Genomic DNA, 20,941 nt, shown 5'->3' with positions numbered 1-20,941 from the left:
GATCGTCGTTGGATCCGGCATTGTTTCTCATCACCATTATAGAGACTTTTATGCTGCACCATGTTATGCTCCACGATGGCGCTCGTTTGGCGTATCACGATCTCGGCAGCGGTCTGCCGTTACTGCTCATCCACGGCTTCACCGGCACGGCTCGCTCGCACATGGGGTTGCTGATCGATGACCTCAGTCGTGATTACCGCGTGATTGCGCCCGATTTGCGTGGCTATGGCGCTAGCCGCCCACCCAATCGCACCTTCCCACCCGATTTTTACCAGCGCGATGCCGCCGATCTGGCCGAACTGCTCGGTATCATTCAGCCGGGGCCGGTGGTGGCGCTGGGGTTTAGCGATGGCGCTGAGAGCGCGTTGGTGCTGGCAGCACGCCGGCCTGATTTGCTGCGTGGCGTCGTGGCGTGGGGTGTAGCTGGCGTGATGAGCCAAGCAATGGTTGATGCTGTGCAAGATTGGTTGCCGGTGTCAGCATGGGATGAACAGCGCGCCGCTTGGCGGCAAGAGATTATCAAGCTGCATGGACGCGAGCAGCTCGAACCGATGATCGAAGGCTGGGTGCGAGCAGCGGAGGCGATCGTCGCTGCTGGCGGTGATATTTGCTTACGCGAAGCACCGCAGATCCGTTGCCCCGCGTTGTTGATCAACGGCGATGGCGAGCGGAATAATTTGCCGGAAGATGTGCGCCGGCTGGCCGCCGCTATTCCTAATTGCCGCCTTGAGTTTGTCGCCAATAGCGGCCATAGTATTCAAGATGACCGACCAGCGGTGTTGATCCAGTTAATCCGGCAGTTTTTGACCGGCTAACCGGTAGACGCCACCCGCCCGATCTAGCAGATAGATCTCACCCTCCTCATCAACGCCAAACGAGGTGGTCTGAATGTTGAGCCGCGCCACGAGCGCGTGCTGCCATTCACCGGCATTCGCCCACAAGGCCCATAAATTGCCGGTGCAGAAGTCGGCGTAGAAATAGACGCCAACCAGCGCCGGCTGGCGCGTGCCGCGATAGACCTCGCCACCAGTCACCGAACAACCGCCGGTGGCGTTGTCGTGGCCATACACTGCTACCGGCAGCATTAACCCGCTCGGATCACAATTGGTTGGCCGGTAGCATTGATTGCCTTCCATCAAGCGCCAGCCGTAATTGAGACCGGCAGCGTTTACTGGTGCAACATTCACCTCTTCCCACGCATTTTGGCCCACGTCGGCAATGAAGAGCAGACCGGCGACCGGATCAAAGGCAAAACGCCATGGGTTGCGCAAACCGTAGGCCCAGATCTCTGGCAGTGCGCCGGTACGGTTGAGGAAGGGGTTATCGGGGGGAATGGCGTATGGCTGGCCGTTATCTATATCAATCCGCAAGAGTTTGCCCAAGAGCGTATCGAGCCGCTGCCCGGCATCGAGCGGGTCACCGGCGCTGCCGCCGTCGCCAGTGCCGATGTAGAGGTGGCCGTCAGGGCCAAACAGCAACAGACCGCCATTGTGATTCGCCGCTGGCTGCGCAATTCGCAACAGCACACGCGCGCTGGCTGGATCGGCTCGGTTCGGATCGGCGCTGACCCGATATTCGGCCACCACCGTATCGCCGCCGGTATCGGTATAGTTGACAAAGAACCGGCTATTGGCGGCAAACTGCGGGTGGAAGGCGATACTGAGCAAGCCCTGCTCGTTACCGCGCGATCCAACTAGGGCGCGAAGATCGAGAAACGGTTCATCCAGCCGCTGCCCATCACGGAGTATCCATACTCGTCCTGCCTGTTCAACCACAAACAGACGCCCACTACCATCACCGGAATGGGTCAGATGAGTGGGTCGGTTAAAGCCGTCGGCAATCTGTTCGAGCGTGTAAGTCAGGCGAGTCGGGTCAACCACTGCTGCTGGCGTAGTTGGCAATGGTGACGGCGCTGAGCTGGCCGGCGCGGTGGCCAGCACCGTCGTGGGTCGGGTCGTTGGCGTGATTGGTTCCGGCGTGATGATAGGCACCGTGGGGGGCAACGGTGGTTGCGCAGCCGGATTGCCAGTTGCGCTGGCGCAAGCCGTCAAACTTACCAAACCGATCAAGACGATCCATATCCACCGCGGCATGAGATTCCTGTCTAGTGTGGTGATTGAGAGCAGCATCGCCACAACATGCATAGCGCTTGCTACCTTATTCTTACCACACCTGACCGGTGGTGCGCTACCTCGTGCAAATCATTGGCTATTGAACGGGCGTAGGTGCGGCAATGAAGCTAAGGCGCAAAGGGTATTAACGCCAAGCCACCGGCGAGCCGGACGGCTGTCCGGCTCCGCAGAGGATGCACAGCGGTTTGAAATCCTCTGCGTCCTCGGCGGTACACAAGGTAAACAACCTACGACCCGCCATTCTTCGCCTGCAAGAAGCGCGTTATCAACCCCGGCAGATTGGCCAGCGGCCCAGTGCGCACCCGCGTGTGCGGCAGCGAGTCGAGGAATTGCTGACCGTACTTCTTGGTCAGCAACCGGCGATCGAGCACCACCACAATCCCGCGATCGTCACGCGACCGGATCAAGCGGCCAAAGCCTTGCTTAAAGCGCAGAATACTCTGTGGGACGCTGTACTCGCTGAAGGGGTCGGCGAATTGCTCGCTGCGCGCCGCTACAATCGGGTCGGTCGGCACGGCAAAGGGTAGTTTGGTGATTACCAACACCGACAACGCATCGCCTACCACATCCACCCCTTCCCAGAAGCTGTTGGTGCCGAGCAAGACCGAGCGGGGAAACTCCTTCAGCCGGTCAACGAGCGCCCGCCGCGAACCATCAATCCCCTGTGCCATTACGCCGATCCCGTGATCTTCAAGTGTCTCTTGAATTGCGGCGTAGGTCTGGCGTAGCGCATTCGAGGCGGTAAACAGCGCCAGCATCCGCCCACCGGAAGCCAGCGCCAGATCGATGATCGCCCGTTCGATCATCTGCTGATAGCCCCGTTGGTTGGGTTCGGGAATATCGTTAGGAATGTAGACCAACGCCTGCTGCTCGTAATCGAACGGCGAATCGAGCATCAGCTCATTGCTCTCAGCGAGACCGATCCGGTTCTTGACAAACGCAAAATCGCCGGCGATGCTCAAGGTTGCCGAAGCGAGAACACTGGTCTGTTTCTGAGTAAAGAGCTGGCTATGCAAGATTTCGGCCACGCTCAGCGGCGCGGCGGTTAAGGTGAGCGTATCGCGCTGGCGGTCATACGTCAACCAACAGATACTGTCGTCGTCGCCGAAGATCACGTGACCGCTACGCACGCGGGCATCGGTCGCAAACCGGCGCAACACCTCGGTGCGCACCAACACATCGTCAAGCTCGCCGCTCGTCTCATTCAGCTCGCGCACCTGATCTTCGATCACGGCTAGCTCGTTGCCGATTGCCGCCAGCATATCGCTCAGGTTCTGCCATGCCTGCTCGATTGCTTGCCATTCGGGCTGCTGTCGCACCTTCTTGGTCAAACGCAACCGCGGGTCGTACTGGCCACCCGATTCGGTATCGAACTGGACAAAGCGGGTAAGCAGGTTAAAGCACTCGTACACCGCTGTGCGGGCGCGGATCAACGTTGGGCGCACGCGCTCAATCGCCGCCGCAATCCGCTCGCCAGCCGCACCCCCACCCCCCAACTCGGTCAAGACAACCGGCAACTCACTGAGCAAGCCGCTCACCACCTGCGCGCCGCCGGTCTGGAACAGATCGTCGAGAAACTCGAGCAAGCCGGCTTGATCGAGATTAAAACTAAGCTGCTCGGTGGCGACATCCTCTAAATTGTGCGCCTCGTCAATCACCAGATGGTCGTAGGGCGGCAAAACTTGCGAAGCGGCGGCCAGATCCGCGATCAGCAAGGCATGGTTCACCACCACCACATGAGCCGCCTCGGCAGCGCGGCGGGCGCGGAAGAAGTAACACTCGCGGAAATGAGGGCAACGCGCACCGGTGCAGGTCTCCGCCGAAACATTTACTTTATTCCAAGCCGCCTGTTCGCGATCGATTAGGGGCAGCTCGGTGCGATCGCCGCTAGCGGTCGTCGGCAGCCAGAGTTGAATCTTGAGCAGCGCACGCACCTCTTCGATCGCCAGATGTTCGCTGCGGCGCAGCTCGTGATACCGCTTGAGACAGAGATAGTTGCTGCGCCCCTTCAGCAGCGCCGCCCGAAAGGCGGGCAAGCCGGCAGCGGCAAAAATGCGCTGCAAATCGGGAATATCTTTGTTGTAGAGCTGATCTTGCAGGTTGATCGTGTTGGTCGAAATGACGACCCGCTCGCCGCGTTGCACCGCGTAGATTGTCGCCGGCACCAGATATGCCATACTCTTGCCGGTGCCAGTGCCAGCCTCAACGATCAGCGGCTCGCTCTGATTAAACGCCTTCGCCACGGCACGTGCCATCTCAACCTGCGGCGGGCGCGGTTCGTAACCGGGAAACGCGCGGCCAAAGGGGCCATCGGGGCTGAAAAATGCGCCAATCGCCTCAAGGTCGAGCGGGCGGGTATCGCCGGTCGGGCGCAACGGCGGTAGCTCAGGCCCGAGCGCCTCTGCCGGTTCGGACGGAGTGGCAATCGGCTCATGAAACGCATTGCGTGCCTTCTGGCGCAACGCCTCTTCAAACAGATCGCGCAACGGTAAACCAATCTTGCCCATCAACCGCACCATCTCGCCCAACGTCGCCAAATCGAGCTGCAACATTCGCTCGGTCAACTTGGCGAAGAGCTGCGCTGTCACCTCGGCGTCGTTGAGGGCGCGATGAGCGTCGGGATGGGGAATGCCGAGCCGAGCAGCCAGCGCCGACAGTTTATAGCTCGTCGCCTGCGGAAAGAGTAGGGTGGCCAGATCAAAGGTATCGTACACTGGCTGGTTAAAATTCATGCCCTGCGCCCGCAACATTGTCAGATCGAAGCTGATCGAATGGCCGACAATCGGGCGATTACCGATAAAGCGGGCCAATTCGGCGCCGATCTCGTTAAAGCGAGGCGCTTTCGCCAGCGCCACCGGATCGATCCCGGTCAGGCGGGTAATCTTCAGCGGCACCGATTGGCGCGGGCGCACCAACCGCTCGAAGCGGTCGAGAATCTCACGCCCGCGAAACGTAACCGCAGCGACCTCGATAATCTCATCGAGGCCGCTCTGCAAGCCAGTCGTTTCAACATCGATCGCAACGTAAATGCGGTTATTCATGGGTACATCGCTCGTCTGCCGGGCAGATGGTTGCCGGTCGGTTTAGAGCAATTGTACCACGAGGGTCACGATAACGCTAAAAACGGCCTAACCTGCGCCATAAACGCTTCTGGTTGCTCGTCTTGCACCAGCAGGCTGGCTTGATTGATCGTGACCACCTTGGTCGCCACGCGCACGCGCACAAAATTGCTAGCTAAAGCCGGTGGGCTGGTCTTGGCGTCGCTCCCCCACACCACCAGCGTGGGTTGCGGCAATGTTGCGAAGGTTGGCGCAATATCGCAATTGAGTAAACCGCTGAGGAAGCAGATCGGCGCATAGTACGCGCCGGGACGGTGGCACGTTTGGTAAAAGACCTCTAGCCGGTCAGGAGTAATGCTAGCCGGGTTAGCGTAAGCTTGGCTGGCAAGGAAGAGACGAATGCTGGCGCGCGTGGTGAGCGCCTCGTAGAATGCCCGCCCGAACGGGCTGCGCAACAATTGGTAGACCGTGTACGCCGCGATGCCGGGGCCGCGATCAAGCTGGCCAATTCCGGTTGGGCAAATCAGTACCAGCCGGCTCACCAACTGGGGCCGGCGAGCGGCGGCTAACACCGCATAGGCTGCCCCGAGCGAACTGGCCACCAGCGCCGTTGGTTCGCCGATCCGGTCAAGCATCGCCGTGATCAGATCGACATAAATCGCAGCGCGGTAACGCCACGGCGGGCGGCTCGAATTGCCATACCCGATAAGATCGAGCGTATGCACGGTAAACTGCTGGCTCAACCGCTGAAACGGCTCGCGCATCTCGAACGCCGATGCCGCCGCGTTGATGCTATGGATCAGCAGCACTGGCCGGCCAGCGCCCGCTTGATACGTAGCAATCCGTTGATCGCGCCAGCCGACGTAGGTGGGAGCCACCGGTAACAGGGGTAACTCCGATTCTTGCGTCATAGAGCATCTTCCTGTCTGTTGGCTGCCGGTAGGCAAGAGTGTAGATCCCGCTGCTATTATGCGCTGAAATCGAATGAAATGCAATGATATGTTTTATATGCAAAGCCTGCACAGAAAGAAAAGGCGGGGTATAATGCGGAGAGAGGTTGCGATGGAAACAGTGCATATCTTCATTGGTGACATACGTTGTGAGCAGCAATTCGGCGCTTCTCCTTATCGAAGGGTAGCGTTGTGGGCAACTGTTATGCAGGCGAGCGGCCGCAATGCAAGGCGCAGGCCATTCCCGCAAGTGAGTCGCCCGCGCACCCACCGGCCTGAAGCGCGGGCCGCTGGAACGCCTATCGAAGAGCTATTCGTAAACGCAGTTCATAAACGAGTAAGATAAGGATTCGGTGTATGTCTTCGCCCACGCGCTTCGCGTCAGCGCCGCTCGACTCGTATGCCGTCAAAGTTACCTACAGTCTCGCGTATGTAGGCGGCTTGCTGGTATTGCCGCAATTTTTCGCGTATCTCGCCAATCTACGCTGGAATGGCTTGCAGGTCCCGCTGGGATTAGCGGCGGCGCTGGCCTTGTTTCTCTTGCTGAGTTACGCCTTTCAACCCAAAGCGTACCGGATCGACCCCGATGCGCTGGTGATTGAGCGGCGCTGGGCGCCGGCGGTACGCATCCGGTTTGATCAGATCAGTGGCGTGTCGCCGGCCACCGCTCTGGCCGATATGCCACGGTTTGGGTTGCGCTTCGCTTTCAACGCCGGCGTATTCGGTTATCAGGGGCCGTTTCACCTTGCCCCCTATGGCCGCGTGACGCTCTTTGCCACCAACCGGCAACGGCTTGTCGCCATTTCCCGATACGATGCTTCCGTCGTGATCATCAGCCCTGACCGGCCCCGCGATTTTATCACTGCCCTCAATGAGCAACGGCTCGCTTCGGCCACCAAACGCTTACAAGAGTTGGCGGAGGTGAGTAATGCGCTTTAGCGCTCTGAGCCAACTCCATCTGCGTTGCCGCTACGAGCAATTCATTCCCGGCGCGCTGCACCCCGATGGCCGGCGGTATTTGCCGCAGGTAATAATGACGCCGCTGGACGCCGGGCCTGACACTGCGCCAGATACCAAACTGTGGCTGGTTGATCGCCATCACCGTGTCGATCCGGAGCTCGCAGGTCAAGTGATCATTGCCCGCCTGCTCTGCGCGCTAAGCACGGTACAATTGCAAAACCCGCCGTTTCGCGCCGGTTTCACGTCGCTAACATCCATCACACCGGCGACCCCTTTAAGCGAGCCTATCGTCTATGGCCGGGTAGCGGCAATTTTGACGTGGGAAGTAGAGCGCGAGCATCTCCCCTTCGAGACGCTCTACACTGAATTGGTGATTGCATTGGCTGACGAGGCGACCATCGGCTTGCGGACGACGTTAAGCGCACCACGCATCGCCGATCATATCGGACGCGATCACCTTGCACTTGGTGATTGGATTGAGGTACGCCGGTCACGGATCGATATCTTGGCGTTAGAACCATTCAACGTCGCCACTTCCCCTCCGCGCGTGGCACAATAGGGGCACCTATTAGTGTCCCCCTATGGGATAATCGCGACCACTTCCCCACTAGATTGCTGCGTGCGCTATCCCACGCCGGCGCCGCATCGCATAGCCGTAATACCCCATCAACTCTTCCATCACGCTCGGCCATGACCGGCGCTCGGCGGCGGCCCGGCCAGCCAACCCTTGCGCCATCCGGCGGGTGTCATCGGCAAGCAGCTCGCGCAGGCGAGCGCGCAAATCAGTGGCAACGCCGGGGGTGAAGAGGAAACCGTTCTGGCCGTGCTGTACGAGATCAATCGCACCGCCGGCTCGCGCCGCCACCACCGGCAGCGCCGAAGCCAGCGCCTCTTGAATGACCTGACCGAAGGTGTCGGTATCGGACGGGAAGACGAAAGCATCAGCGCTGGCATACGCCGCCGCTAGTGCCTCTCCCTTCAGATAACCGGTAAAATGCACCGGCAAGCCAGCGCAGCGTCGCTGCAATTCGGGTCGGAAGGGGCCATCGCCGACAATCACCAGCCGCGTATTGGGCAGGCCGCGAATCGCTTCAGGTAGTAATTCGACTCGCTTTTCGGCGGCGACGCGGCCAACGTACAGCACAATCCGCTCACCGGGTTGCGCCCCGACCGCTGCACGCCATGCCTCACTACGATAGCGGGGATGGAACCGCTCGACATCAACCCCACGCCCCCAAATCCGTAAGCGGCGAAAGCCGGCTGCGCGAAGAACGCGCAACGTAAAGCTCGACGGGCAGAGGTTGATCCGACAGCGGTTGTGGATCCAGCGCAGCCACGCATTGACGCCGTGCTGCAAAAAGCCGAAGCCGTAGTGCCGGCTATACGCGCCGAAGTCGGTATGATACGAGGCGATCAGTGGCAAACCGAGGCGACGCACAATGCCGGGCACAATTGCCCCCAACACCACCGGCCCTACCAGATGCACCACATCGGGCTGAAAACTGCGCAGGCGGGCCGTCAAGCCGGGTTGGGGCGGGGTCAATTTTACTTCAGGATACATCGGCAATGGCATCCCGCTTAACGGCACAATTTCAGCGCCAGCATAGCTCGCTGGCGCACCCTGCGGCGCAAACAGTATCGCCTCATGACCAGCGCGCTGCAAATGTTCCAGCAGTCGGCAGAGGGTAGTCGTCACGCCATTCACGTCAGGCAGAAACGTTTCCGCAATCAGTGCCACACGCATGGCATCAGCTCCAGACGAAGAGCGGACATCCTACAATATTGCCGACATAATACAATGCGGGTGTTAAGTCGGTATGCGCTCAGTGTTAAGCGTGCGCTAACCGCCGGCTAAATCTCGCGCAGAGATAGCTATCCATGCCATCACCGTTACGATAACCCGGTATAATAGTAAGGGCGAGACACTGCTCGCCCCCAGAACGAACACACAACCGGCGAGACACCCCTCGCTCCTTAGTACACATATATCGGAGGACGCATCACTATGGCCGACGCGATGGCGGCTAGCCGTGACGCTTGCCACCAACGACTGGCAACGATCTTTCCTGCCGGGGCGCTGGTCTGGATTGAAGCCGAAGAATATGATGCCGACGGCATGTTCTGGCGTGTAACCTTGCTCTCCCGGAATACATCTGGTCAATGGGAACGCCAGCGTTACCGTTACGATATACCAACCGAAGTTGTCTTCTTTATGGGTTCGACACCAATCAGCGATGAGGAAGCAGCTCGCATTCGGCGCGCAGCGCCGCGGCTGCCCACCGGTCGCTCCCTGCAAGCGAGGGCCGTATGACCTTACAACCAATCGACTCACCGCGCCGGTTTGGCAAGCGCAGCCTGATCGCGCTAGCAGTGCTGGGAATGTTGCTCTTGCTCATTTTGCTGGCGCTGAGCATAGATGCCGGCGAACAGACCCGGTTCCTCACCGGCGGCGGCAGTGTGCTGGTGCTGGCGCTGCCTGCCTTTCTGGCCGGCGTGCTCAGCTTTCTCTCGCCCTGTACGTTGCCCATCTTGCCGGCGTACTTCGCATTCACCTTTCAGGCCAGCGGCCACGGGCGAGCACGGGTCGCCACGATGGGCATCGCCTTCTTCCTCGGCCTCGCCACCACTATGACCTTGCTCGGTGCCAGCGCTACCGCCCTCAGCGGCTTGCTCTTCGCCAACCGCAGCGCCCTAACGTTCTGGGGAGGCCTGATAATCATCGGCTTCGGCTTCATGGGTATGCTCGGCAAAGGCTTCGCCGGCCCGCAATTGCAAGAGCGTCCGGCTGCCACCTTCGCCGGTTCGTATCTCTATGGCGCTACTTTTGCCCTTGGCTGGACGGCATGCGTCGGGCCGATTTTGGGCGCCTTGTTGACCTTGCTCGCTGCCACTAGTGACGTTGCCATCTTGCAAGGGGCTGTGCTGGCGTTTATCTACTCGCTGGGGCTAGGGCTGCCGCTCATTCTGATTGCCACCTTCTTTCAGCGGCTCGGCACCGGTTCGCGTGCATGGCAATTCCTGCGCGGGCGCGGTTTCACGGTCAACGTCTTTGGACGCGAACTCTTCTTGCATACGACCAGCCTGCTCAGTGGAGCACTGATGGTCGTCATGGGCCTGCTCTTGGCGACTGGGCGGCTAGAGTGGATTTCGCAACAAGCGAATGCCACCCCCATGGCGCAGTGGTGGGTCGAAATTGAAGCAGCGATTGGCCGGCTATTTGGGCTCTGAGGACGTATGACGGATACACCCATTCGCGCTGCCGGTTGTATTGTGCTGGCCCGTGATGAAACGGGCCGGCATCTTGTCTTATTGATTCAAGATCAGCAAGGGGTCTGGACATTACCAAAAGGCCATGTTGATGATGGTGAGAGTGATGAAGCGGCGGCAGTGCGAGAAGTGGCTGAGGAGACGGGGGTGACTTGTACACTCGCCGAACGGCTCGATCAGGTGACGTACCCAGTGTACCGGCGCGGGCGCTGGCGTGATAAGCAAGTTACCTTTTTTCTGGCTAGTGCTGCTCCTGAACCACCAACACCGGCGCTAGCCGAAGGGATTCGTGCCGCAGCATGGGTGCCGCTTAACGACGCCATCCGCCAGATTGGGTATCGCCAATTGCGCGTGTTGCTCCAGCGCGTGGCACGCCGGCTAGGGCAGTGATGGGGGAGTGGAGCATAAGGAGTGGCGTATGCATCCGAGTGAAACGACCATCGCTGGCAACCGATGAGCGATGGCGCGCTGCGAAACCATCCCACCCCCTAGACTTCTCGCATCCCACAAGCAGACATGCTATAATGCAACATACGGCGCGCCAGCATGCCAGCGCTCAACGTTGAGTGCCAGCGCCTTGATCGTTGCGCAAAGCGAATTGTGTTAAGGATACCACCGTGAAAGTTACGACCGAAAAACTGCCAAAGAGTCTCATCTCATTGCAGATTGAAATCGACCGAGATCAGTTCGAGCGCGGCCTCGAGCAGGCGGCGCGCCGTCTGTCGCAGAAGTTTCCCATTCACGGCTTCCGTCCCGGCAAAGCGCCTCGCTTTATTATTGAACGCACCTTCGGGCGCGCGGCGCTGATCGAAGAGGCAACCGAGGATCTCATCAATAATGCCTATAAGAAGGCCATCCAGCAAGAGCAGATCGAAGTGATCGGCCCGCCGGCCCTCGAACGGATCGACTCGCTGGAGCCGTTTATCTTTACGGTCAAGGTGCCGGTGCCGCCGACGGTCACACTCGCCGATTACCGCAGCATCCGTGTGCCGCTGAACGTCGAACCGGTGACCGATCAGATGGTCGAGCTTGAGCTTGAACGCATGCGCGAAGAACACGTCATCTTGCAAGAGCTTGACGAGCCGCGTCCAGCCCAGCAGGGTGACCGGCTGCGCGTGCTGCTCAGTACTAAGGTCGAGGGCGACGAGGATGAGGCCGAGGCCAGCGACGAATCCGAAGCTGAGCCAGAGGCTTCCGGCTCGGAAGAGCAGCTTGACCTCGAGCCGAACCGGCTGGTGGATGAGCTGTATCAAGGGCTGATCGGCATGAACGTTGGCGAGAAGAAAGAGATTGTCGCGACGATGCCCGACGATCATGCCGAAGAGTCGATCCGCGGCAAGAAGGTGACGTTCAAGGTTGAAGTGTTGGGTATTCAACGCCGGATCGTGCCGGCATGGGAAGAGCTGCCGGGGCTGGTGAATTTCACCGGTACGCTCGACGAGCTGAAGGCCAAGGTGCGGGCTGATCTCGAAGAGGCCGAGCGCCGCCGTGCCGAGCAAGCGTTGCTCAACGCCTACCTTGAGCAATTGGTCGAGCAGACCACCTTCGATATTCCCGATGTGATGATCCGCGATCTGGCGCACTCGATGCTGCACGACCAAGAGCAGCAGTATGCGCGCTACGGCATCACCCTCGAGCAGGTGTTGCAGTATCGCGGCATTACTCACGATCAGGCGGTTGATGAACTACTGCCCGAAGCCGAACGGCAGACTAAGGTGACGCTGGCGCTCAGCGAAGTGATTAAGCAGGAAGGGTTGACCGTCACCGACGACGAGATCGCAGCCGAGATCGAGCGCATTCTGGCCGACTATGAGGAAGAGCGGCGACCTCAACTCAGAGAGATGCTCAACACCCAAATGCGCTCCTCGGTAGCGAATGTGGTGCTTGATAAGAAACTTCGCGCTCGCCTCGCCGAGATTGCCCGCGGCGAATCGAGTGCAGCTCCGGACGCAGAACCGGCCTCTGAAACGACTGCAACGGAAGATCAATCCAGCCGTGCAATAACTGAATCGTGAGGAGTACCGTATGAATTGGTCAACACGCTACAGTCATGATTGGCGTAGCATGCCCAGCCCAGAGTGGCTCTCGCAACGGCCGGAATTGCTGATTCCGATGGTAGTCGAGAGCACGAGCCGCGGCGAACGCGCCTTTGATATCTATTCGCGCTTGTTAAAAGAGCGGATTGTGATTTTGGGCACACCAATTGACGATCAGATCGCTAATCTGATCGTCGCCCAGTTGCTCTTCCTTGAGAGCGAAGATCCCGATCGCGACATTTGGCTTTACATCAACAGTCCGGGCGGATCGGTTACAGCCGGCTTGGGCATTTACGACACGATGCACCACATCCGGCCTGATGTGGCGACGGTCTGTGTCGGCATGGCCGGCAGTATGGCGACACCGATTCTGGCTGGCGGGGCTAAAGGCAAGCGCTACAGCCTGCCCCACTCGACCATTCACATGCACCCGGCTGGCGGCGGCGCCCGCGGCTACGCGCCCGACGTTGAGATCATGGCGCGCGAGCTGCTCCGTCTGCAACAGGTGGTGCGTGAACTGCTGGCCAAAGACACTGGCCAGCCGATCGAGCGGATTGCCAAGGATTTTGACCGTGACCTGTTCATGACGCCAGAACAGGCCAAAGAGTACGGCATTATTGATGAAATCCTCACCCGCGAGGATAAGAAGTAGCGACACCCGGGCGGGCGTGACCGCTGGCGCCCGCCCGTCTGGAGAATTCCCCATGACTCGTACCCGCAATCCCGGTCGTGATCCGTATGCCTGCTCGTTCTGCGGGCGCGGACAAGACGAAGTGCAACGCTTGATCGCCGGCCCCGGCAATGTCTTCATCTGCGATGAGTGTGTGGCGCTGTGCAGCGCCATTATCGCCGAAGAGAGCGATCAGAAGACACCGGCGTCGCGGCGCACGCCACCACCTAGCCCCGCGCGCTTGCCGACGCCACGCAAGCTCCGCGAAAAGCTCGATCAGTATGTGATCGGGCAGGATCGGGCGAAAGTCGCTTTGTCGGTGGCGGTGTACAACCACTATAAGCGCGTGCGCGCCGGCGCCCGAATCGATGATGTCGAGATTAGCAAAAGTAATATTTTGCTGATTGGGCCGACTGGTAGCGGCAAGACGTTGCTAGCGCAGACGATGGCGCGTATTCTCGATGTGCCGTTCGCCATTGCCGATGCTACCGCGTTGACCGAGGCTGGGTATGTGGGTGAAGATGTCGAGAATATTCTCTTGCGCTTGATCCAAGCTGCCGATGGCGATGTTGAACGCGCCCAGACCGGGATTATTTATATCGATGAGATTGACAAGATCGCACGAAAGTCGGATAACCCCTCGATTACGCGCGATGTGTCGGGTGAAGGCGTGCAGCAGGCACTGCTTAAGATCCTTGAAGGTGGCGTCGCACATGTGCCGCCACTACCCGGTCGTAAGCATCCGCAACAAGAGTATATTCCGTTTGACACCACGAACGTTCTGTTCATCTGTGGCGGTGCCTTTGAGGGAATTACCAACATCATCGCCAAACGGCTGCGTGGCAAGCAGGCGATCGGCTTTGGCAGCAATCCGGTGAAGACGATCGATGAAGAGGGCGCGTTGCTAGCCCAAATTACTCCTGATGATTTGATGCGTTTCGGTTTCATCCCTGAGTTTGTCGGGCGGTTACCGGTGATCGTCGCACTCGATCCGCTGAGCCGCGAGGCTATGCTTCGTATCTTGACCGAGCCGCGCAACGCGATTATCAAACAGTATCAGAAACTGTTCGCGCTTGACCATTGCGAGCTGGAGTTTACGCCCGACAGCCTTGAAGCGATTGTTGATCGCGCTATGAATGCTCGTACCGGCGCCCGCGCCTTGCGCAGTATTGTCGAAGAGGTCTTACTTGAAGTGATGTTCGAGATCCCGTCGCAAGAGCATATTGGGCGCTGCATTGTCAATGCTGAGGTTATTCAGGGGCGTGGCCGACCGATTCTAGTGCCGCGGGCCGATTACCGCCGCCGGCTAGACGAAGCCGTCTAATGTAGAGCCGCACGGCGTGCGGCCCGACGTTAACGAACGAAGAATCCGTATGCCATTATTTCATCGCACATCACAACGCGCAGCCGATCAACCGCCGCCCAAACGCCGGATCTTGGTGGCTGATGACGATCCCTCGATTGGCCGCCTGATCCAGACTGCCCTCCCGGCGCAACAGTATGAAACAGTAGTGGTGGCGAATGGCATGGATGCCTTGAACGCCTTCGAGAAAGACCAGTTCGATCTGGTCTTTCTCGATGTGATGATGCCCTTTGTTGACGGTTTCGATGCTTGCGAGCGCATTCGCGCCAAGAGCGATGTGCCGATCGTGATCATCACTGCCCGGGATGGCACCGATGACATTGTGCAAGGGTTCCGGCGCGGCGCCGATGAGTATATTACCAAACCGTTCAAAGTAGCCGAGTTTGTGGCTCGCGTGGAAGCGATTTTGCGCCGGGTAGACATGCAAAAGGCGCGCACTGCGCCAACATTCGTGCAAGTGGGAGATCTCGCTATTGATGCCATCGCGCACAAAGTGTCGGTGCGCGGCGCTGAGATTAAACTGACGCCGATGGAGTTTGAGCTGCTCTATTTCCTCGCTGCCAACGCCGGGCAGGTCTTCACCCGCGAGGTGTTGTTCCGCGAGGTGTGGGGCTATGAATATGTCGGTGAGACCAATCTGGTCGATGTTTGCGTGCGCCGTTTGCGCGAAAAAGTTGAGGTGGAGCCCTCTAAACCGAAGGTCATTCTGACGGTGCGCGGCGTCGGGTACAAGCTCGAGCGATCATAGACCGGAGTGCGGGTTTTATTCAAAGACGCCGAAGCGCAAAGAGGTTGGTGGGCAGGCATAGTGCTGTTTTAGTCCGCAACACTCTTCGCAGCTTCGCGTTTTTGCGTCATATGTCTATAAAGGCAGGAACTGAATATGCCCTTCTCACACGTGTTTGTTTCGCGCCATCCGCTGGTGCAACACAAACTGGCGCTCCTGCGCAGCAAGTGGACTGAGCCGAAGAAGTTTCGTGAATTGGTGCGCGAGATTGCCCAGTTGTTGTTTTATGAGGCAACGCAAGATTTGGCGCTAGCGCCGCTGACTGTCGAGACGCCGCTGGCTAATTGCGAGGGTTATGAAGTGGCCGAGCGAATCGGCATCATCCCCATTCTGCGCGCTGGTCTAGGTATGGCTGAGGCGATTGTTGACATTCTGCCGACAGTGCATGTCTGGCACCTCGGTCTCTACCGCGACCACGAAACCTTGCAGCCGGTGACGTATTACAACAAGCTGCCCAGCAAGCCGGATATTGACCTCACGATTATCGTTGACCCGATGCTGGCGACCGGCGGTTCGGCGGTGGCAGCGGTGGATATTCTCAAACGGTGGGGTGCGCAACGGATTAAGTTTCTTGGTTTGATCGCGGCGCCTGAAGGGGTGCGCGCGTTGTCTGAGTCACATCCCGATGTTGCTATCCATCTGGCAGCGATTGATAGTCATCTCAACGAGCGTGGCTATATTGTGCCCGGCCTTGGTGATGCTGGCGACCGCCAATTCGGAACGGGGTAGCGACCTTCACCCCCTTGCTCCCTCGCCTATGCCTTTGGAGAGGGGGAGCGTATATATCCTCGTATGACGCAAATCGCGTGCATCGTGCGAATGGGTGAGGTGGGGCATGCCCGCTTGTTAGTGCGAAGGGGTGGGGCGAACCTGCCCAGCGGGACGCCCTACCCTTGAAGCAATCCCCCCTGTAGCGGAACAGATGCTTACACCGGTTCCTTCCGCTCCCGCGAAGAATTGCTTCGCCGGATGGGTGGTTGTCAGTGCAGGGGGGCACAGTCCCGTCAACCGCCTGCGTCATTTCCGGGTAGTAATAGTTGTCAGTGCGAAGGGGCGCAGCTCCCGCAGCCATCTCCCGCTTCAGTGGATACGGATGCCTAACCAGCCTTCTCCCGCCCTCGCACAAGATTGCGTCGCGGCCTTGCGGCGGCTCGCAATGACCAGTGGGGGGAGGGCGCAATGACAGGCGGAAATGGCACAATAACGCTGCTAATGGCTCATTTCGTTGCGATGTTGCGTTTAGGCGGCTTTCCTCATATCATAAGCGGGAGTTTTGCGTTTTGAGGGACAGTGACTATTGCATGCTTGTCACATTGGCCTTGCTCGGCGCGCCGCTAATCGCCTTCGCCGTCACGGCGCTGCTCACCCCACCGCTGATCAGGTTGGCACGCCGCGAGGGATGGGTGGCCAAACCCGGCCCGCGCCATGTCCATCGCGAACCAACGCCGGTTGTGGGTGGGTTGGCAATCATCGCCGGTTTGGTGACCGCCCTTATAGCTAGTCTCGTATTCGAGCAGCTCGATCCGACATTATCCCGTTCGTCGTTTGAACATCTGCGCATTGGGTTACTGCTGATTGGCCTTTCAATTATCGCCTTTGTTAGTTTGCTGGATGACCTGTACGATTTACCGGCGTTACCGCGCCTCGCCGTTCATATTGGCGCTGCCTTGATCGCCGTCGGTCCGTATCTGTGGGATCACACCCTCTACCCCGACGCGCTCGGCCAGCCGACTGAGGCGCGCGGGATTATCCTGACTGCGTTCAATTTTCCCTTTGTGAACCAGATTCATCTGCACAACCTTAGCCCATGGCTAGCGATCGCTGCTACCGTGTTCTGGATTGTGGGTATGCAGAATATGGTGAATTGGATCGATGGCCTCGATGGGTTAGCGGCGGGAGTAACGTTGATTGCCGGGTTGGTGTTGGCTCTGCACACCCTGACGCTCGACCCGCCGCAACTGACGGTCGCGCTGCTGCCGCTGGCGCTGAGTGGCGCGTGTGCGGCGTTCCTGCTCTACAATACCCATCCGGCCCGCATCTTTATGGGTGATGTGGGGGCAATGGCGATCGGCTACACGCTAGGCATCTGCGCCCTGATCGGCGGGGCTAAGCTGGCAACGGTCTTGCTGGTGCTTGGGGTGCCGATCGTGGATATGGCGTGGTTGATTCTGACCCGCACATTGGGCGGGCGCTCGGCGGCACAAGCCGGACGCGACCATCTGCACCATCGCCTGCTTGATCTCGGTTTGAGCCAGCGACAGGTGGTGGCATGTTACTACGGCTTAAGCATCGCTTTTGGCGCAATTGGGCTGCTCGATTTCTTTACCCCGTTGATGAAATTGGTGGCGCTGATTGTGCTTGGCAGCGCGGTATTGCTCGTGCTCCTAGGATTGCAACCAAAGCCGGGAGTCGCGTGATACGGTCAGCCTTTACGCCCCTCTCCCACACGCGGGAGGGGGGCGCGCAGATGATAGTTACTGCCACCACCGGCTATGTCCCCTCTCCCACACGCGGGAGGGGGGCGCCCTTCGGTTCAGGGGTCACTATGGTCGGTAGATGCGCACGTTCGTCTCGCGGTAGAGCGACGCATCCGACAACGGATCTGCAAGTTCGTCGCCGAATATCGGTACCCCGCCGCGCACGTTGATCCATACGCGCTGGTTGGCTTGGTCGTGCCACATACTGTTGTCGGTGGCCAACATGGCGGCAAACGAATTCACCGGCATCAAATCGCGACGTTCGGGCGCTCCCGCCTCTGCGTTCTGATATAGCTCGCGGGTCGTCAGATAGGCAACCACTCCGCTCCCACTACTAAAAGGCACGCCAAGAATGATCTGATCGGACGTCGTATGCATATTCGAGAGTAACAACCGTAGCTCGTGGGTTGGTGGTGGTAAGCTGGTTGAGCCATCACGGAACTCAACCAAGTAGCGACCACCCGAAACAGTAGCGAAATGGCGCATCCATTGCATGATAGCGAACGTATTGCGCATGCCGCTAAAGCCCTCTTCGACCACCCACTGGCCGATTGGTTGATTGTCGGCATCAAGGCGGGTGATGGTCAGTGGCATCAACGATTTATATAGATCACTATTATCAATTCTGAAACCAGCTACCCCATAGTACGGCCCGCGGCAACTGCGGCCATTTTGCCCAACTGGTTCAACTGCTCCACACTCTTGACCAGCGGTGAGGAAGGGTATATCGTAGACCCAATAGTTGCCGGCCGGCCCCCAATACCCGTGCGGATCCCAGAGCGCGCCGGCAAGCGTTGCATTGCCGGTTGGCGTATGGATGTTGGGCGAGATCACCCGTCGGCCCGGATGGGCGTTGATCAATCGGTTATTCGGATTGCGCACTAATCCGCGATCGACCGGACGAGTGTAATAATCGTTCGTCGCAAATGCGCCGCTGGCGCGATCAGGGCGGGGATGTAGCGGAAAATTCACAATCACGTTGTCGAAGATATCGAACGTGCTGTGATAGCTGGCGATCGCAGCATTTGGTTGGTTGGTAAACAACGACACAGGCACGTTGTGGTTGTTCAGACTTTCACCGACAATGAGCGAATCGTAGATTTTGCCATTGTCACCAGCGCCGGCGAAGAACATCCCCGCGTTGTCTGCCGCGACAAAACGCACATAATCCGGCAACGAGACCCGATTCCACAATCCGTTGTCATTGTTTTTGTAGGTGGTGATGTCGCTAAGAGTGAAGCGAACGCCGTTTGATACGCGGTACGGCTCGCCATCATTGGTTGGCGTATACTTACGTTCAGCGGTATTTCCTTCATCATCGACCGGTGCAAAATCGATGTTGATCCCCGGCTTGCTATTGGAATGGGCAACATTATGACTAAAGATGCCAAGCGGGATAACATTCGGACGCATTGGAACCCGCTTGCTTGGGCCGAGCGATCGTTCCGGGAAGGCGAGCCAAAAGCCGTTGCCCGCAGTATCGGCGGCGACATTGCCGCGTACCACGTTATCAGGGTTGGTCAGCCAAAACCCTGACGGCCCGCGTCGGAAGCTGCTGCGATCGCTTGGCAAGAGTGGCTGTGGTGGCTGACGCACGCGCAGCACCAGATTGCCTTCGATCACATTCCGGCGCTCGACAGCATCTTCAAGGAAAATGGCATGGCCAGCAATATCGTAGCAAACATTGTTGCGAATGGTTGTACCATTCGTACTGTGAATAGTAATGCAGCGGTTGGCCGAGTTCCAAATGCTTGAATTGGCGACCAGCTGTGCTGGTGAGTCACCAATAAAGCGACCATCTTCAGTATACGAAATTATGTGAAAGTGGATTGGATAGCGGCCTAAGCGACCACCCTGCCCGACTCGTCGTAACTCAACTCCATCAAGCCGCAACACCGCATGATCCATCACCATGATATGGGCACCAAAGCGTTGATCGCGCCAGAGCGTGTCGTCAGCGCCTTGAATCACGATCCGACGTGAAAGCAGGCCGACTTCGGCTCGTTCGTCAAGCACCAGCGGTGTCACTGCGGTAGTAGGAGTCTCGGTCAGACTCGTTGGACTGACATACTGCAACCGTCCCCACCGTGCTCTGGTCAGCGGCATCGCCAGCGTCACGTGTGAGCCACTCACGGCCTGTACCGTCAGACGTTCGGTTTCGGCGACGCCGTAATAATCGGTCGGTGCAATCACAATCTGATCACCCGACTGCCAATCCACTGTGTCCCGCAGCGTCAGATTGGTAGCGCCGGCAGCAGCATGATCGTTCAGCGTTGTCCAAACCCGGTTCGGTATGAGGCCATACGCCTCAAACGTGCCACCCATCAACAAAATCCCGCGTGTACCCATACCCATTACATCTTCATTCGGGTCGGGTGCGTTGAGGGTGATAGTTGCACGATGCGTGAACGGTTCGCTCGGACTACCGATGCGGAGCCGGCCATTGCCGTGCAGCATAATCCAGCCCACGGTGAGGTCGAGATCGCGCCGGTCAAAGATTAACTCGCCTTCGATCAGTAAACTCTGCAACGGAGGCGGGCTGGTATCGAGCAGCACTACCTTTCCAGCGGGGATCGTGACCGCCGCTCCGGCTTGGGGTAGACTGCCACCCCACGTTCCCGGCTGTGACCAACGCTCGACCGTGCGACCGACTACCAACGGCACGAAAATGGTGTTGCCGGATTGTACTGTCACCACACCGCGTATCGTGGGATCGATATCGCACACGAATAACGACTGACCGGGCATGGTGAAGGTCTGGGTCACGGTTTCACCGGGCTGAATGAGTGGCGTTGCCCAACTGTTATCAATAGCGCGCAAACGATGCGGACTTGTGCTGGTATTGTGCCAACGAACTGTTTGACCGGCCACAACTTGGAGATCGTAGTTCTGATCAGTAGAAAGAGTAATCTCAGGCGATACAGGTGCAGCCAGCAATGAGATGAGCGGTGCGATGAGGAAGAGCGTGATCAAACTGCATAGACCAACACTCACGCCAACGCGCAAGAAACGGAAATGCATCACAGGCAACGCAGATCTTTCTAGAATGCTGGGTGGGTTAAAGACGTAGCACGACGAACACGTAGCACTGCACTGTGCTGAGAACTTCTGTTGTGCAACTAACCGTGTTGCTCATTTTGAAAGCTCTTCGCTATGTAGTAAAAGTACCTAGAAATTAGAGCTGACAGCAATGGTACTTTGCTCATGTACTCTATGATGACCGGTAGGATATGTATAGCT

At 58.5% G+C, this 20,941-nt stretch carries 17 protein-coding genes; 12 read left to right on the top strand and 5 right to left on the bottom strand.

Features of this window, described 5'->3' with window-relative positions:
- The first annotated feature begins 50 nt into the window (after positions 1 to 50).
- The gene (locus Q1A00_RS13810; RefSeq protein ID WP_298401590.1) at positions 51 to 815 is read left to right on the top strand and encodes an alpha/beta hydrolase; all 765 of its coding nucleotides are present in this window, start codon (positions 51 to 53) and stop codon (positions 813 to 815) included.
- Here Q1A00_RS13810 and Q1A00_RS13805 read toward each other — a convergent pair.
- The 3 genes from Q1A00_RS13805 to Q1A00_RS13795 all read right to left on the bottom strand — a co-directional run bounded on the left by Q1A00_RS13805 (position 789) and on the right by Q1A00_RS13795 (position 6,102).
- The gene (locus Q1A00_RS13805) at positions 789 to 2,093 is read right to left on the bottom strand and encodes a PQQ-dependent sugar dehydrogenase (RefSeq protein WP_299757377.1); all 1,305 of its coding nucleotides are present in this window, start codon (positions 2,091 to 2,093) and stop codon (positions 789 to 791) included. The genes Q1A00_RS13810 and Q1A00_RS13805 overlap by 27 nt on opposite strands.
- Before the next feature lie 266 nt (positions 2,094 to 2,359).
- Entirely contained in the window at positions 2,360 to 5,173 is a 2,814-nt protein-coding gene (locus tag Q1A00_RS13800) for a helicase C-terminal domain-containing protein (RefSeq protein ID WP_298401593.1), read from the bottom strand.
- A gap of 65 nt (positions 5,174 to 5,238) precedes the next feature.
- A complete protein-coding gene (locus Q1A00_RS13795; protein ID WP_299757373.1) occupies positions 5,239 to 6,102 on the bottom strand; it encodes an alpha/beta hydrolase in 864 nt (287 codons plus the stop codon).
- 396 nt (positions 6,103 to 6,498) lie between these two features.
- On the opposite strand from Q1A00_RS13795, the gene Q1A00_RS13790 reads away from it, so the two are divergent.
- Positions 6,499 to 7,080 carry a PH domain-containing protein gene (locus Q1A00_RS13790; protein WP_298401598.1) on the top strand — a complete coding sequence of 194 codons (582 nt, stop codon included), beginning with the start codon at positions 6,499 to 6,501 and terminating at the stop codon, positions 7,078 to 7,080.
- The gene (locus Q1A00_RS13785) at positions 7,070 to 7,660 is read left to right on the top strand and encodes a hypothetical protein (RefSeq protein WP_298401600.1); all 591 of its coding nucleotides are present in this window, start codon (positions 7,070 to 7,072) and stop codon (positions 7,658 to 7,660) included. Before Q1A00_RS13790 ends, Q1A00_RS13785 begins: the two co-directional genes overlap by 11 nt.
- 48 nt (positions 7,661 to 7,708) lie before the next feature.
- On the opposite strand, the gene Q1A00_RS13780 is transcribed toward Q1A00_RS13785, so the two are convergent.
- Positions 7,709 to 8,845 (bottom strand): glycosyltransferase family 1 protein, encoded by a 1,137-nt coding sequence (locus tag Q1A00_RS13780; protein ID WP_298401602.1) that lies wholly within the window; start codon positions 8,843 to 8,845, stop codon positions 7,709 to 7,711.
- A 261-nt stretch (positions 8,846 to 9,106) separates the two neighbouring features.
- Between Q1A00_RS13780 and Q1A00_RS13775 the strand changes: the two genes are divergently transcribed.
- From Q1A00_RS13775 to Q1A00_RS13735, 9 genes are all read left to right on the top strand, one after another.
- Positions 9,107 to 9,412: a hypothetical protein gene (locus Q1A00_RS13775; protein ID WP_298401605.1), complete on the top strand. Its 306-nt coding sequence runs from the start codon at positions 9,107 to 9,109 to the stop codon at positions 9,410 to 9,412.
- Positions 9,409 to 10,329, top strand: coding sequence for a cytochrome c biogenesis CcdA family protein (locus tag Q1A00_RS13770; protein WP_299757368.1), 921 nt, complete (start codon positions 9,409 to 9,411; stop codon positions 10,327 to 10,329). Before Q1A00_RS13775 ends, Q1A00_RS13770 begins: the two co-directional genes overlap by 4 nt.
- A 6-nt stretch (positions 10,330 to 10,335) precedes the next feature.
- Positions 10,336 to 10,758, top strand: coding sequence for an NUDIX domain-containing protein (locus Q1A00_RS13765; RefSeq protein WP_298401610.1), 423 nt, complete (start codon positions 10,336 to 10,338; stop codon positions 10,756 to 10,758).
- Positions 10,759 to 10,985: 227 nt separating this feature from the next.
- The gene (gene tig, locus Q1A00_RS13760) at positions 10,986 to 12,383 is read left to right on the top strand and encodes a trigger factor (RefSeq protein ID WP_298401612.1); all 1,398 of its coding nucleotides are present in this window, start codon (positions 10,986 to 10,988) and stop codon (positions 12,381 to 12,383) included.
- A 10-nt stretch (positions 12,384 to 12,393) separates the two neighbouring features.
- On the top strand, positions 12,394 to 13,056 hold the full coding sequence (locus Q1A00_RS13755) for an ATP-dependent Clp protease proteolytic subunit (protein WP_298482212.1): 663 nt from the start codon (positions 12,394 to 12,396) through the stop codon (positions 13,054 to 13,056).
- Between the two features lie 52 nt (positions 13,057 to 13,108).
- Positions 13,109 to 14,398, top strand: a complete 1,290-nt coding sequence (gene clpX / locus Q1A00_RS13750) for an ATP-dependent Clp protease ATP-binding subunit ClpX (RefSeq protein ID WP_298401617.1) — start codon at positions 13,109 to 13,111, stop codon at positions 14,396 to 14,398.
- A 49-nt stretch (positions 14,399 to 14,447) separates the two neighbouring features.
- Positions 14,448 to 15,185 (top strand): response regulator transcription factor, encoded by a 738-nt coding sequence (locus Q1A00_RS13745; protein WP_298401620.1) that lies wholly within the window; start codon positions 14,448 to 14,450, stop codon positions 15,183 to 15,185.
- A gap of 135 nt (positions 15,186 to 15,320) precedes the next feature.
- Positions 15,321 to 15,953 carry a uracil phosphoribosyltransferase gene (gene upp, locus Q1A00_RS13740; RefSeq protein WP_298401623.1) on the top strand — a complete coding sequence of 211 codons (633 nt, stop codon included), beginning with the start codon at positions 15,321 to 15,323 and terminating at the stop codon, positions 15,951 to 15,953.
- Positions 15,954 to 16,525: 572 nt separating this feature from the next.
- Positions 16,526 to 17,641 carry a glycosyltransferase family 4 protein gene (locus Q1A00_RS13735; protein WP_298401626.1) on the top strand — a complete coding sequence of 372 codons (1,116 nt, stop codon included), beginning with the start codon at positions 16,526 to 16,528 and terminating at the stop codon, positions 17,639 to 17,641.
- 126 nt (positions 17,642 to 17,767) lie between these two features.
- On the opposite strand, the gene Q1A00_RS13730 is transcribed toward Q1A00_RS13735, so the two are convergent.
- Complete coding sequence (locus tag Q1A00_RS13730; protein ID WP_299757422.1) at positions 17,768 to 20,722, bottom strand: G8 domain-containing protein; 2,955 nt, start codon at positions 20,720 to 20,722, stop codon at positions 17,768 to 17,770.
- Positions 20,723 to 20,941: the final 219 nt, after the last annotated feature.

It is taken from the genome of uncultured Chloroflexus sp., from assembly GCF_938091255.1.
GTDB lineage: Bacteria > Chloroflexota > Chloroflexia > Chloroflexales > Chloroflexaceae > Chloroflexus.
Note: the sequence above shows the minus strand (reverse complement) of the source record. Positions and strands in the feature narration are given on the sequence as shown.